The sequence below is a fragment of the Adonisia turfae CCMR0081 genome (genome assembly GCF_011009555.1).
Classification (GTDB): Bacteria; Cyanobacteriota; Cyanobacteriia; order Phormidesmidales; family Phormidesmidaceae; genus Leptothoe; species Leptothoe turfae.
On sequence record NZ_QXHD01000004.1, the window covers coordinates 6100430 to 6114407 of the forward strand.

The 13978-nt window shown below is 49.3% G+C and carries 11 protein-coding genes; 8 read left to right on the forward strand and 3 right to left on the reverse strand.

Going from position 1 to position 13978, the window contains the following annotated elements; all coding sequences use genetic code 11:
- Positions 1 to 89: 89 nt before the first annotated feature.
- Both selD and mnmH read left to right on the forward strand, forming a co-directional pair.
- Positions 90 to 2327 (forward strand): selenide, water dikinase SelD, encoded by a 2238-nt coding sequence (gene selD / locus DXZ20_RS30005; RefSeq protein ID WP_163702631.1) that lies wholly within the window; start codon positions 90 to 92, stop codon positions 2325 to 2327.
- A gap of 40 nt (positions 2328 to 2367) precedes the next feature.
- Entirely contained in the window at positions 2368 to 3399 is a 1032-nt protein-coding gene (gene mnmH / locus DXZ20_RS30010) for a tRNA 2-selenouridine(34) synthase MnmH (protein ID WP_431732031.1), read from the forward strand.
- Between the two features lie 311 nt (positions 3400 to 3710).
- On the opposite strand, the gene DXZ20_RS30015 is transcribed toward mnmH, so the two are convergent.
- A complete protein-coding gene (locus DXZ20_RS30015; protein ID WP_163668042.1) occupies positions 3711 to 5372 on the reverse strand; it encodes a B12-binding domain-containing radical SAM protein in 1662 nt (553 codons plus the stop codon).
- Between the two features lie 247 nt (positions 5373 to 5619).
- Between DXZ20_RS30015 and DXZ20_RS30020 the strand changes: the two genes are divergently transcribed.
- Positions 5620 to 6651, forward strand: coding sequence for a tetratricopeptide repeat protein (locus tag DXZ20_RS30020; RefSeq protein WP_163702632.1), 1032 nt, complete (start codon positions 5620 to 5622; stop codon positions 6649 to 6651).
- A gap of 111 nt (positions 6652 to 6762) precedes the next feature.
- Here DXZ20_RS30020 and DXZ20_RS30025 read toward each other — a convergent pair whose 3' ends face one another.
- Positions 6763 to 7779 (reverse strand): type I glyceraldehyde-3-phosphate dehydrogenase, encoded by a 1017-nt coding sequence (locus DXZ20_RS30025; protein WP_163668046.1) that lies wholly within the window; start codon positions 7777 to 7779, stop codon positions 6763 to 6765.
- Between the two features lie 409 nt (positions 7780 to 8188).
- Between DXZ20_RS30025 and murC the strand changes: the two genes are divergently transcribed.
- From murC to DXZ20_RS30045, 4 genes are all read left to right on the forward strand, one after another.
- Entirely contained in the window at positions 8189 to 9640 is a 1452-nt protein-coding gene (gene murC, locus DXZ20_RS30030; protein ID WP_163668048.1) for a UDP-N-acetylmuramate--L-alanine ligase, read from the forward strand.
- A gap of 76 nt (positions 9641 to 9716) precedes the next feature.
- Positions 9717 to 10628, forward strand: a complete 912-nt coding sequence (gene murB, locus DXZ20_RS30035; protein ID WP_163702633.1) for a UDP-N-acetylmuramate dehydrogenase — start codon at positions 9717 to 9719, stop codon at positions 10626 to 10628.
- A gap of 97 nt (positions 10629 to 10725) precedes the next feature.
- The gene (locus tag DXZ20_RS30040) at positions 10726 to 11073 is read left to right on the forward strand and encodes a YbaB/EbfC family nucleoid-associated protein (RefSeq protein WP_163671767.1); all 348 of its coding nucleotides are present in this window, start codon (positions 10726 to 10728) and stop codon (positions 11071 to 11073) included.
- Positions 11074 to 11168: 95 nt separating this feature from the next.
- The gene (locus DXZ20_RS30045; protein ID WP_163668053.1) at positions 11169 to 11636 is read left to right on the forward strand and encodes a low molecular weight protein-tyrosine-phosphatase; all 468 of its coding nucleotides are present in this window, start codon (positions 11169 to 11171) and stop codon (positions 11634 to 11636) included.
- Positions 11637 to 11642: 6 nt separating this feature from the next.
- Here the strand turns inward: DXZ20_RS30045 and DXZ20_RS30050 are convergent, their stop codons facing one another.
- Positions 11643 to 12173, reverse strand: coding sequence for a hypothetical protein (locus DXZ20_RS30050; RefSeq protein WP_163668055.1), 531 nt, complete (start codon positions 12171 to 12173; stop codon positions 11643 to 11645).
- Positions 12174 to 12332: 159 nt separating this feature from the next.
- On the opposite strand from DXZ20_RS30050, the gene DXZ20_RS30055 reads away from it, so the two are divergent.
- The gene (locus tag DXZ20_RS30055) at positions 12333 to 13973 is read left to right on the forward strand and encodes an FAD-binding domain-containing protein (protein WP_163702634.1); all 1641 of its coding nucleotides are present in this window, start codon (positions 12333 to 12335) and stop codon (positions 13971 to 13973) included.
- Positions 13974 to 13978: the final 5 nt, after the last annotated feature.

A 13978-nucleotide genomic window follows, 5' to 3' on the forward strand; every position in this document is an offset into this window, starting at 1 on the left:
GCTCTTCAGGAAAAATTCACGCGTCACCCTATTTTTTCTGCTATCTATAGTGGGCGCGGTGCGCGGTTTTTATTGGCTCCCTGATGGCTATGCAGGCGACAACTTCGATTCATACGGATTTATTTTTTGTGGGGGGAGGGCACACCCACGCTATTGTGCTACGCAAAATTGGCATGAACGGTCTACCGGCGGGGGTGCGGCTGACGCTGATTACCAACCTGGTGGATACTCCTTATTCTGGGATGTTGCCTTGCCATATTTCAGGGCTCTATGACTTTGACCAGTCCCATATTGATTTGCGGCCGCTGACTCGGTTTGCCAATTGCCGATTGATTATGGATGAGGTGGTTGATATTGATGTGAATCAACAGCTGATTCACTGTCACCATCATCCGCCGATGCGCTATGACGCTCTGTCCATCGATATTGGTAGTACACCGGGGACAGTGTCGGTGCCGGGGGCGAAAGAATATGCAATTCCGGCCAAACCTGTGCCCAACTTGTTACGAGCCTGGCATCACTATTTAGAAGGATTAGATCAGGCGCAGTCGGCCACCATTGGCATTGTCGGTGGTGGTGTCGGTGGAGTGGAGCTAGCCCTCAACATGCAGGTGCGGCTACAGCAGGTTGTGGGTGAAGCGGCAAATATCCATGTGTTTCATCGAGGGGCGCGATTAGCAACGGGGCGTAACCGGACGACGCAACGCCAGCTGGCTAAGATTTTTCGAGATCGCAATATCCATACCCATTTATCAGAATCGGTTTGTGCATTGGAGCCGGCGACAGCGGGGGCTGTCCAGGTGCACTGTGAGTCGGGGTTAAAGGTGAGTTGCGATCGCGTGTTTTGGGTTACCAGTGCCAGTGCCGCACCCTGGCTGGCTCGTACGGGGCTATCAACGGATAAAGATGGGTTTATTTTGGTCCAAGATACGCTGCAAACCTTGTCCCACTCCAATATATTTGCTGTGGGGGATGTGGCTACCATGGCGAACCATCGCCGTCCTAAGGCTGGGGTATTTGCTGTGCGACAAGGCCCCCCCCTATATAACAATCTGCAGCGTTATTTCTCTGGAAAATCCCTCAAGCCCTTTAAGCCCCAGCGTCAGTTTCTCAACATAATTGATTTGGGCATGGGGGGGGCGATCGCATCTCGCGGTCGCTGGTCTGCTGAATCTATATGGTTTCGGCGCTGGAAACATCAGATCGATGGCAAATTTATGGCGCTGTTTGATCAGTTCCCCCCCATGGTAAGCGGTAGCAAGATGACACCGGAGAGTGCAACCATGACGCTCCACTGTGCCGGATGCGGCTCCAAGGTCAGTAGTTCAGTGCTGAGTCGGGCCTTAAACCGCGCCAGGGCAGAATTTCCAGAGATGGAGCACTGGTCGAACCCCGTCAAGGTCGGTTTAGATGCACCGGATGATGCTGCCGTAGTTGCCATGCCCGCTGACAAGCTAGCCGTGCAAACGGTGGATCAGTTTCGAGCCATTGTGGATGATCCCTACACGTTTGCGCAGATCTGTGTGAACCACTGTTTAAGCGATCTCTTTGCCATGGGGGCAACGCCCCAAACGGTTTTAGCGCTGGCTACATTGCCCTACGGAACAGATACTCTCCAAACGGAGACCCTTTATCAATTGATGGCAGGGACCTACCAGGCATTGGCCCCTGCCCAGACCTGGCTCGTGGGCGGGCACACCACCGAAGGTCCAGAGCTATCTCTAGGTTTTGCCTGTAACGGTTGGGTTGCTGCCGATCAGATTTTGACCAAACAAAACTTGCGACCTGGTTTAGGCTTAATTTTGACTAAGCCCCTGGGGACGGGGGTATTATTTGCGGCAGATATGCAGCGGGCGGCTAAAGGGCGGTGGATCGAAGCTGCTGTGGCCACTATGGTGCAGTCAAATCAGATGGCTGCCACGTGTTTCCAAAAACATGGTGTAGTGGCCTGTACGGATGTGACTGGATTTGGTTTATTGGGCCATCTCCATGAAATGTTGCGGCCTGAGGTAGCGATAGATTTGAATCTGGATGCTTTGCCTGTATTGCCCGGCGCGCACACCTGTTTTGAGGCAGGCTATCTTAGCTCTCTCCAAAAACGTAATCAGCAGATTGAACAGCACTTACATAATCCTCACCCCCATCACTCCAATTACCCACTCTTGTTTGACCCTCAAACCTCTGGAGGACTCGTGGCAGCCATTCCCCAGAACCGTGTCAATGATTGCTTGAGTGCTTTAAAGACTCAGGGATATAGCCATAGCCGTCACATTGGCAATGTTGTCCCTGCTGTGGAGGGACAAGCGCCTTTTACAATCAGAGGGTGAAATCCTGAGGGGTTTCATTTGTTTTTTCAGTAACTATGTGGTGACCCAACTTCTCCCAATTTCTGACTTTTGGCAGGCCCCCGGTCCGATTTTAGATGTGCGTAGTCCTGGGGAGTATGCCCAGGGGCATCTGCCTGAAGCCTTGAGCTTTCCTCTGTTTTCGGATGAAGAACGGGCTCAGGTGGGCACTTGCTACAAACAGCAGGGACAAGAGACTGCCGTTGAATTGGGGTTGGAGTTAGTGGCTCCTAAAATGGTGGGTTTAGTTAAACAGGCTAAGGCTTTGGCTCCGGAGCGTCAGGTCAGGGTGCACTGCTGGCGTGGTGGGATGCGCAGTGGGTCTGTTGGCTGGCTTTTAGAGACCAGTGGTTTAGAGGTCAAGTTGTTGAAAGGGGGCTACAAGGCTTTTCGCCACTGGGTGAGAACCACGTTAGCCACCCCTCGAACCCTGATTGTGGTGGGCGGTATGACTGGCACAGGCAAAACCGATATTCTCCATGCCCTTAGAAAGTTAGGAGAACAGGTTTTAGACCTAGAAGGTTTAGCCAATCATCGTGGCAGCAGCTATGGAGCCCTGATGTTGCCCCCCCAGCCCAGTACTGAGCAGTTTGAAAATCTGATTGCTGAGCAATGGGCAACCTTTAACCCTCAGCGCCCTGTTTGGGTTGAGGCGGAAAGTCGCCGTGTGGGTACCTGCCGAGTACCGGAGGAAATTGTGGACCAGATGGAAGCGGCTCCCACCCTGGAGGTGGTTCGCTCCGAGGCAGAACGGTTGGCAATTTTGGTGGATGTTTATGGTCAAGCAAACTTAGATGAGTTAACAGCCGCTACTGAGCGTCTCCGCAAGCGTTTGGGGGGACTACGTACCCAGGAGGCCGTTCAGCACATTAAGAAGGGGGAACTGGCAGCTGCGGCTGCAATTATCTTGACTTATTATGATCGTACTTACCGTCATGACTTGGTGCGTCGCGGTCAAGAAATTCCCAAAATTGATATTGCTGAGATGTCAGTTTTGCAGGCGGCCCAGCATTTACTGGGCCAGGTGAATCATTGGGGGTGGTATAACAGTTGACTTCTGTGGAGAGGTGAGTGAGCGTATAGTTTCTATGCTTATCGACTGTTGGCTTTCTGTGTCTATGCTCTGAAATATCTGATAAGTATCTGATTTGATTATGAGCTACTTGTACTACCTATTGCCCGCTAGTGTCACTTTCTTAATTGCGTCATATGCATTTTTTAAGGATACCGATGCTTCCAAAGCAAGTGTACTTAACTGGTCTTTTGTCATCATTTCAGGGGTACTTTGGCCAATTACGTTGCCGTTTATTGTTTGGAAAAAGATAGTGTCACGTTTTAGCGTAAACAGTGATGTTGCCTTTGAGTTCAAACGGATCCACATACGTTAGCTGTGGGCATAGAACGACACAACCTAGGTTCATCCATGTAAGACTCTGCTGTTTGTAGATGTTTGATCAGTGTTGGTTTAGGCAGAGGCCCTTCTAGGTGGTCCCAGGGTAAGGGCTGCTCTGTTGACCAATCTGTATAGACATAGAACTCTAGGGGGGGAAGTTGCCCTTTTAGTTCCTTAAATGCCCGACGGTAGCTGCCCAAGGAATCTCCGTAGTGGCGGGTGAGTTCTAATAGCTGGCCAATGCGTCGATCGCCTCTGGAAATCAGAGTTTGAATAACTGACCAGTTGTAACTTTCTGGTCTGAAATCGATGCCTTGCGATCGCAGCTTCTTCTGTAAAAACTTCAGCCGCTTTTCTGCTTTAGGGTTCACGCCGTACCACTGAAATGGGGTGTGGGACTTAGGGACAAACGTACTACAGCCCAGGGTGAGCCGCACTCCCTTAGCCGCCTTCTTTAATTGCAGCATCATGTTGGCCGTATCCTCTAAATCGGTCTCCGTTTCACCGGGGATACCGGCCATACCGTAGAGCTTAACGCTGCTGAGACCGCCCGCTTTAGCATTGACGACAGCACGTTCAATATCAGCGGTTTCAAGCTTTTTATTAATGGTTTCACGAACCCGTTCTGAACCACTTTCCACGGCAATGGTGATGGACTTGGTCCCGTGGTTAACCAGCGTATGGGCTAGTTTCTCATTGACGGTATTGGTGCGCACCGAAGCAATACTTAGCCGTACATCATCGTATTCGGGCCGATTAATATAGTCCAGTAGCTCTTCAAACCCTGGGTGCTGAGTTACCGAGGCCCCCAATAGCCCTAACCGTTTGGTGACTGCCAAGCCACGGTCAATGGCAGGAATGAGCGATTCATCCAGACTAGCTGTACGAAACGGTAGCGTTAGATAGCTGGCCAGGCAAAATCGACACATCTCGGGGCAGCTGCGCACCACCTCCACCATAAAAATATTTTCCCAGGCAGCCTTTTCTGTAACCACCGTTGAGGCTAGCAGCACATTGCCTCGATATGTTTGTTTTTTGACAACGGCGGGGACACCATCGGCGGGTTCTACTCGACTGATGGGTCCGGTGGGGGCGTCGTATATGGGCTGATAGAGGCTGGGTATGTAGATGCCAGGGACCTGGGCCAGAGCCTTCAACTGTTCCCATCGGCTGGCGTCCCGTACAGTTTGATAGGTGTCTATAAAAGTGGGAATCAGATCTTCACCATCGCCCAAAAGAACAATATCAAAGAAGTCAGCAAAGGGTTCAGGGTTAGCGGTGAGGACCGGACCGCCGCCAAAAATGAGGGGATGATCGGAGGTGCGATCGCTGCTACGAACAGGAATCTGCTGCTGCTCTAGCAAATTTAAGATATTGATATAGTCCAATTCCCAGGACACCGAAAACCCCATGAGCTCAGGCTTGGCAGGCAGACCACTGGCCAAGTCTGTAAACAGACGGCCCACGGCCAGATCGCTGCGCTGGGCCAACATGGCCCAAATTACCTGATACCCCAAACTCGTAATCCCAACGGAATATTCGTTGGGAAACGCGAAAATAACGGGAACTGCATCGGAGTGGGGGGCAGCGGGCTCAAAAAGTAGATGTTCGGCTGCAAATACGGACGCGGTCAAAATAATTGCCTATAGCGATGGGTGTCTCTTTCCATCATAGGGATTAACTGACGGCCCATATTATGGTCAGCTATTTAGCTGAACTAGAGACCGTGGCAATCAACTAGGGGTTAGTACGGTTATGGGGCTTTCAACGAGCACATTAGTATAGATGCGTACGTAGATTCATGCTCGCATTGCGCTGACTACCTGAGCTAACTACCTGAGCTGACTAACTGGGCTGACTAAGCTTCCTGGAGATTTGAGTATGCACAATAAGGATTCGCCAATAGTGATCTCCGGTAGTCAACTGCCTGCGGCGCAGAGTAGTGCAGATAAGATAGCTGATCACTATCTCAAGGAAGGATTGGCTTACCATCGTCAGGGTCGATACTCGTCTGCATTAGACACATTGCAAATTGCCTTGCATAGCCTGAATCCAACGGGTGATTGCCTCTTAGAAGGCAAAATTTATCATGCCATCGCGCTGACTCAGTATAGTCAAAAGCGTTATCTCTGGGCCTTAGACTCGGCTCGCAGAGCCCTTGATATTGCTAACGCCTCTAACTATGTTTATTTGCAAATGTCAGCTCTAGATCAAATTGGTAATAGCTATCGCCACCTGAATGATCTAGATAAAGCGCTCAATGCTCTGTGGCAAGGTTATGAGCTAGCTAAAGAACTGAATAACGATAAGGTGCTGAGCCGTTGCCTTAACAACTTGGGTTTAGCCTATAAAGCAAAAAGTCAGTATCCTCAGGCCATTGATTGTTATGAACAAAGCTTGCAATTAGCACAATCACATCAAGGTTCCAAAGATATAGCTCAAATCTTACGCAATATTGGCAACCTCTATCATCGTATCGGTGACTATGGCAAAACTGTTGAATACTACAGCAGACTTTTAGATATAGACAATCCTAGGTTGGATAAATCGGCAGCGATCAAAATTTTGCGTAACTTAGCGACTGCTTGCTACGCATTAGGCCGTTATCAATTGGCGGTTGGCTATCTGAAACAACGTCTCCAATTAGCCCGAGAATTAAGTGATTTAAGGGCTCAAGAACAAAGTTTAGACAGTTTAAGCATTAACTATGATGCTTTAGGTCAGACGGATGACGTTGTTCGCTATCAAGAACAACGACTTCAGGTGTGTTTAGCACTGCAAAACTTGAATTTGCAACAGCAGGCACTCAACACCTTGAAAACGACCTGTTTAGCTTTAGGAGACTTTGATCGTATTCTTAAATACCAACATTTGTTCAATCGCTATAGGGCTCAAGTAGAGCAGACCGTATAACATTTAAGTCTTGAGACATGGGAACCACTATCCACTGGATGTGTTATTTGTAGACAAAGCCCGCTGCATACAAGATACAGCGGGCTTTGAATGCTTAGAAAGCTATGTGGGTTATGCTTGCCAATTAGCCGCAACAACCTCAGCTAGATCAACAACGCGTTGGCTATAGCCCCACTCATTGTCATACCAAGCAACAACCTTAACCATGTCACCATCCATAACTAACGTTAGGCTGGAGTCAACAATCGAAGATTCATCAGTCTTACGATAGTCGATGGAAACAAGAGGCTCTTCTGTATAGCCCAGAATCCCCTTCATAGAGCCACTAGCAGCAGCTTTCATGGCCTCGTTAACTTCTTCCTTGATTGTCTTCTTCTCAACCTGAACAACCAAGTCAACGACGGAAACGTTGGGTGTGGGGACGCGCATTGCAATACCGTTAAGCTTACCCTTCATATCAGGAATAACTAGAGCCACGGCCTTAGCAGCACCGGTGGATGTCGGCACAATGTTGATGGCAGCTGCACGGGCACGGCGCAAATCACGGTGGCTAGCATCTAAAATGCGCTGATCACCTGTATAGCTATGGGTAGTGGTCATTGTTCCTTTGATGATGCCAAAGGCGTCGTTAACGACCTTAACTACGGGAGCTAAGCAGTTAGTGGTGCAGCTAGCGTTGCTGATGATGGGATTCTTGCCGTGAACATACTGGTCAGCATTAACGCCAACCACATATGTATCAATGTTGCCACCTTTACCAGGAGCTGTAATCAGAACCTGCTTAGCTCCCGCCTCTAAGTGGCGGCGTGCGCCCTCTTCACTAACAAAAACGCCTGTGGATTCAATTACAAGATCAATATCCCAAGCGCCCCAAGGCAAATTGTTGGGGTTACGATCAGAACAGCATTTGATAGTCTTATTGCCGACGGTAATGGTGTCGTCGGTGAAGCTAACATCTGCATCCAAACGTCCCAACAAGGAGTCATACTTCAGCAAATGACAAGCTGTTTTAGGATCCGAGGTATTGTTGATTGCAACAATGTCAAATCCTGAATTTTCTCTGGTTAACCAACAGCGTAGGAAGTTGCGTCCAATGCGCCCAAAACCGTTGATAGCTACTCTAATCACTGCGCTTACCCTCTGTCGTACAACTGCGTCAAATTAGCGTTTGCGTTAGCAAAATCAATGATATCCCATTGTCTAAACAGCCCGGGCTCGTAGATATCACAGTCAAGCCTGCGCCAAATTCATGTAATAAAGGGATGCCCGGGCTTAACAAATGGATTATCGTTCTATATTGAAATTAAGTATAATTGCTCACGGTATTGGCTTACAAGTCAGTCTCAGGAATCTGCGTGAAGTTCTGACGAAGATCCAGCATATATCGCTTTCCTGGAATCAATGTTGAAGTTTTAAGGATTGGTACCTAGTAAATTGCGCGAAATGGCGAACCCTGGTAGTTGGGTGTGTAGCCATTCTATAGATTCCTGGTATTATACGCCTGAAATATCTGTGTGTGGTGTGTGAGGTAAGTTTTATGCCAATGGCAGTAGATTTTAATGGCAGACCATTACACTTTATTGGTGTTGGTGGCATTGGTATGTCAGCTTTGGCCTATGTATTGGCCGAAAGGCAGTTACCAGTGTCTGGGTCTGACTGCCATTTAACTCACATTACTCGGCGCTTGCAAGAGAAAGGTGTCCACATTTTTTGGAGTCAAGAAGCTGACAATATTGCTCAGGCAACCCAGACGCTAGCGGACGATACGCAGGTCTTGCCCCAAGTGGTTTGTTCTACGGCAATTAGTCCTAGTAACCCTGAATATAAGGCTGCTATGGATGCTGGCTGTCCTATGTTCCATCGCTCTGATATTTTGGCTGCCCTGATGAATGAAAGTCAGGGTATTGCGATCGCAGGCACCCATGGCAAAACCACCACTAGCAGCATGGTGGGGTATCTGCTGCTTAAGGCCGGCATCGATCCTTCTATCGTTATCGGAGGTGAGGTCGCGGCATGGCAGGGGAACGCCCATGTGGGGACCAGCGATTATATGGTGGCTGAAGCAGATGAGTCTGATGGCTCCTTAGTGAAACTGTCAGCTGAAATTGGTGTTATCACTAACATTGAACTAGATCATCCGGATCACTACAGCACTCTGGATGAGGTAGTAGGCATTTTCAAACACTTTGCACATCAGTGCGATGTGGTGATTGGTAGCGCTGATTGTGAGACGGTTATGAACCAGATTCAGCCTAACGTCACCTACAGTTTGCGGCCCGAGTCAGGGGCTGATTATATTGCCACAGATATTTGTGAAACATCGCAAGGGACAACGGCGGAGATTTGGGAAAGAGGCCAGCGTCTGGGGGAATTACACCTGGCGATTTTAGGGCGTCATAACTTAAGTAATGCTTTGGCGGCAATTGCTGTGGCTCGCCGATTAGGGGTAGAGTTTGATGTGATCTCCACCATCATGGCTACCTTTGAAGGTGCTAAGCGTCGCTTTGATCACCGTGGGTTTCACAACAACATATTGTTTATTGATGACTATGCCCACCATCCTAGTGAAATTAAGGTAACCCTGGCAGCGGCCAAAGTAAAAAGTACGGAGAGTCTAGAAGGTGTTAACCAACGCCTTGTAGTAGCTGTGTTTCAGCCCCATCGCTATAGCCGCATTACAACGCTACTGCAGGAGTTTTCAATGGCATTTGCCGAGGCAGACCAGGTGATTGTCACTGACATTTATAGTGCTGGAGAGAAAAATCCCTCGGGAATTACGGGCGAAGATGTCACTAGTGCCATTGGTGAACACCATACCCAGGTAAGTTATGCAGCTACTCTAGATGACGTGAAAGCAAAGTTGGCGGCGTTGTTGCAGCCGGGCGATCTGGTTATTTTTCTAACGGCAGGTAATCTAAACCAGGTCATTCCAGATGTGATGGACTATCAAGCCAAGCAATCTGAAAAAACCGCCCTGACAAGTGTTTAGGACACAGCCAGCAATCATGTTGTGCCAAGATGAAAATTTCGGCTGGCAACAACTTCTCTAATCCGTATTTTTAGCAATGGCCATTGAAAAGCAACTTACGAGTACCGGCTGTATCGCTAAGGCCCAGTATCCCCTGGCAAGTCTGACCACATTTAAGGTGGGTGGGCCAGCGGAGTGGTTTGCTGCCCCCCGCAGTGTCAGCGAGCTACAGGCCTGTGTTCAGTGGGCAAATGCTGAAGGGTTACCCATTACTCGTCTGGGGGCTGGCTCCAACTTGCTGATTAGCGATCGCGGTTTACCCGGTCTGGTAATTTGTACCCGCTATCTGCGGCAAACTCAGTTTGATGAGGCAGGTCGAGTCACTGTCGCTGCCGGTATGCCCATGGCCACATTAGCTTGGAAAGTGGCTAAACGCGGCTGGAGGGGGCTGGTGTGGACTGTAGGAATTCCAGGAACCGTTGGTGGAGCGGTTGTCATGAATGCGGGAGCCCATGGCAGTGATACCCAAGAAATTTTGGTGAGTACTCAGGTGTTAAATCCAGATGGCTCTCTAGAAACCCTGGTTCCTGAGCAGCTGCAGTTTCAATATCGAACCTCTGTTCTACAAGCCGATCCACGGATTGTGACCCAGGCCACGTTTCAACTACAGCCTGGCTATGAGCCAAAAGTAGTTCGGGCAGAGACCTCTGCCGATCTAGAGCAGCGCCGATCCACCCAGCCTTATCATTTACCCAGCTGTGGCAGTGTATTTCGCAATCCTCAGCCCAAAAGTGCAGGCTGGCTGATTGAACAATCAGGTCTGAAGGGATTCAAAGTGGGGCAAGCTCAAGTGGCAGAGCGGCATGCCAACTTTATTCTCAACTGTGGTGGTGCAACCGCTAGCGATATTTTCAAGCTGATCCGACATATTCAGGGCATTGTAGATGACAAATGGTCTTTGCAACTAAGGCCTGAGGTGCAGATTCTAGGAGACTTTCAGGCTGTATGAGCCAATGGACAGTTGCCGATACTGTGTGAGTAGCGATTGCAATTCCTGCCAAGGCGACGTATAGTTTGACAGTTCATTTAGTAAAATCACGCCGCCAATTATGAGCAAAGGGCAAGGTTTTGGCTTCGGTCTTGGAAAAATGAAAGAGCTGAGCGAAGCCTTTAAAAAGGCTCAGCAAGTTCAAGAGGGAGCTAAGAAACTCCAGGAAGAACTTGAACTAATGGAAATTGAAGGCCAGTCTGGCGGTGGCTTGGTTAAAGTTATCCTCAGTGGCAATCAGGAGCCCAAACGGGTTTCTATTTCCCCTGAAGCGATGAATGAAGGGGCAGAGGTTCTCTCTGACCTAGTATCAGCCGCTATGCGTGACGCTTATCTCAAATCTACAGAGACCATGCGTGAGCGTATGGAAGAGTTGACGGGTGGTTTACAGCTTCCAGGCCTCTAAGTCCATAGAAATAGTTTTTGCCCAAAGGCGGCTAGCGTAATGATCGCTAGTCGTTTTTGTATAGCCAATTTCTCTACGTTCATCGAGTTTCTGCCATGACGACCCGACTCTTATTTGTCTGCCTAGGCAATATCTGCCGATCTCCATCAGCAGAAAACATCATGAACCACCTGTTGGAGCAACGAGGTTTGCAATCGAAGGTGGTTTGTGATTCTGCAGGAACATCGAGCTATCACATCGGCAGCTCTCCAGATAGCCGTATGACAGCTGCTGCTAAAAAGCGCGGCATTAAACTAGTCGGTCGGGCAAGACAGTTTACAGTGTCTGACCTGGATCAATTTGATCTGGTGCTAGCCATGGACGACAGTAACTATCGCGATATTTTGGCCCTTGACCCGTCTGGGAAATACGCGCACAAAGTAAAGCGTATGTGCGATTTTTGCCAGACACATTCTGACCGGGAAGTGCCTGACCCCTATTATGGTGGGTCAGATGGGTTTGACTATGTGATTAATTTATTGATGGATGCCTGTGATGGCCTGCTGCGAGAGTTGAATATGTAGTAGCTGCTAATCGACTTTGAAGACAAAGTCGTAGCTTTTATAGAGGCCTTGCTCGTAATTGACGACAAACCAGGTGTCTGGGTCAAACTCTAAGGGATAGGCCTCGCTTTGCTTGCTTTGATTTGCTTTAGACAATGTGCAATAGGGGCTAGAAATGGTTTCATGGACGATTGTCTGGGCTGAATCTTGGGCAATCACTAAAAATTTAGTTAATTGGCCACGGGAAAGACGCTGGTCGGCATTTACGACTGTCTCGCATGTTTGAGTCGCCTTGGTGCGATTCAGATACCATGGCTGCACAGACTGTGACTGGGTAGGCTGAGTAGAGATCGGCATGGAAATGCGCGACCATATATCTTGGGGAATAAGTGCTAAGGTCGCTAGTGCAATGCTGCCAAATAGCCAATTGGGTCGCTGCGATGACCGGGATGAACGTGCTTTGACGTAATAACCTGCGGGGTGTCTTTCATGACGTCTTTGGGGCCGTCTTTGGGGTGCTGGACGACGGCGTGGTGTATACAGATCAGACCGAGACATAGGACAAACGTTCTAATGGTTGTGACATCAATAATAGTACATTTGAACTAAAAAGAGGCTAGTCTAGGGCCATAAAACAAAAAAGTTTTTATCATTTAGGCAGCGAATTATAGCGAGCACCAAAGGTATGGATGTAATCTGCTGGGCTAGGAGGCGCTGATGAATCGGACGCTAGTGTGGTTTCGTCGTGACCTGCGGATATATGACCATGAGCCCCTTTATCGAGCCGCACGTCGTGGCGCAGTCATACCGGTGTTTGTGTTTGATCGTGCGTTGCTAAAGCATCCAGAAACGGGGGCTGCTCGAGTCGCTTTTATGGTGGACTGTTTGCGTCATCTGCATCAGGATTTGCGCCATCTTGGGGGGCGCTTAATTTTGCGTAGTGGTAACCCAGTGGATGTGTTGCCCCGTCTGATTAGGGAAACTCAGGCTGAGGGCATTTATAGCTATACCGACTGTGAGCGCATCTATGGTCGAGTTCGCGATGCCAATCTCCATAGAGTGCTAGCCGCTCAGCAGATGAAAATTCGCTGGTTTGAACCACCTGCTAGCCGGTCAGAGTTGATGGCCTATCCTCGGTACCGTCAATGGTGGTACCAAGAGATGGCAATGCCATTGGTGCCTGCGCCATCTTGGGTAGAGGTGCCTGCTGAAGTGGTCAGTGATGAGCTGCCTGATCTAGAACAGCTGGGGCATAGTTTGGATGATAAGCCGATTCCCATAGGCAGTACTCAGGCAGCGCGACGGCAACTACAGCAGTTTTTAGCCGAGAAAGCCGATCGCTACTATTGGCAACTGTCTTACCCCAGTGCGGAAATTACAACGGGGCTAAGCCCGCATATCAAGTTTGGGGTAATTTCTGTCCGGGAGTGTGTACAGACTATTCAACGGGCTGATGACCGGGGTGACCGCCGTATTCAACGTAGCTACCATCAGCTGATTTCTCGATTGCGTTGGGGAAATGGGTTTACCCAGCGTTTTCGCTATCTGCCTCAATTGGAGCTGCGATCGCTATACAAAATTTTTGACGATGACGGCTGGGACTTCGACGAGGACCTTTACCAGGCTTGGCAGCATGGGCAGACCGGATTTCCCATGGTGGATGCGGCGGCGCGCTGTTTGCAGGCCACTGGTGGGTATTTATCCCTCAATTTTCGATCGCGGGCTATTTATTCCAGTTTTCTCAGCAATCTGCTGGGCATGGACTGGCGTTATGGAGCGTTGCACTTTATGCGTCACCTAATTGATGGTGACTGCCCGATTGACCATTATCAGTGGGCTATGCAGTCGGGCGTGACCCACTGTGTGGATAAGACCTGGACGCGTATTTATAACCCTCAGCAGGTGGCCGTTGACCGCTGTGATCCAGAAGGGCTGTTTATTAAGCACTGGGTGCCAGAACTGGCCCACTTACCCCCAGAACAGCTAGGGACACCGCCGCCCACCAAGGGATATCCAGAGCCAATTTTGGACTATCGGCAAACGAGATCTCGCCGTGTACAACAATTAGAACAACAACGGGAAAAATTCTTACACAGCGATAATGTTGTGCCCTATTTAGGGCGTATGCCCAAAAATGTGATGCCTTTTGGCGTTGAACGCTACCCTAGTGAGACAGATTGGGCCGCTACTGAGGCCCCCAACCTGTTCCCGACCGCACTAGAGTTAGACAATTTGGACGCTCAGCAGTGTAGTGATTTACGTACATGGTTTGTCGCCCATGGGAACATTGCATCCCCTAAAAAACGTAAACAAAAATCGTCGGATTCGCCGGATTTACAACAGCTACGCCTACTCTAGATCTA

Excerpts from the sequence above, each read along its gene's own strand:
- selD (WP_163702631.1), top strand. The coding sequence starts at position 90 with ATGCAGGCGACAACTTCGATTCATACGGATTTATTTTTTGTGGGGGGA.
- DXZ20_RS30020 (WP_163702632.1), top strand. The coding sequence starts at position 5,620 with ATGCACAATAAGGATTCGCCAATAGTGATCTCCGGTAGTCAACTGCCT.
- murC (WP_163668048.1), top strand. The coding sequence starts at position 8,189 with ATGCCAATGGCAGTAGATTTTAATGGCAGACCATTACACTTTATTGGT.
- murB (WP_163702633.1), top strand. The coding sequence starts at position 9,717 with ATGGCCATTGAAAAGCAACTTACGAGTACCGGCTGTATCGCTAAGGCC.
- DXZ20_RS30045 (WP_163668053.1), top strand. The coding sequence starts at position 11,169 with ATGACGACCCGACTCTTATTTGTCTGCCTAGGCAATATCTGCCGATCT.
- DXZ20_RS30050 (WP_163668055.1), bottom strand. The coding sequence starts at position 12,173 with ATGTCTCGGTCTGATCTGTATACACCACGCCGTCGTCCAGCACCCCAA.
- DXZ20_RS30055 (WP_163702634.1), top strand. The coding sequence starts at position 12,333 with ATGAATCGGACGCTAGTGTGGTTTCGTCGTGACCTGCGGATATATGAC.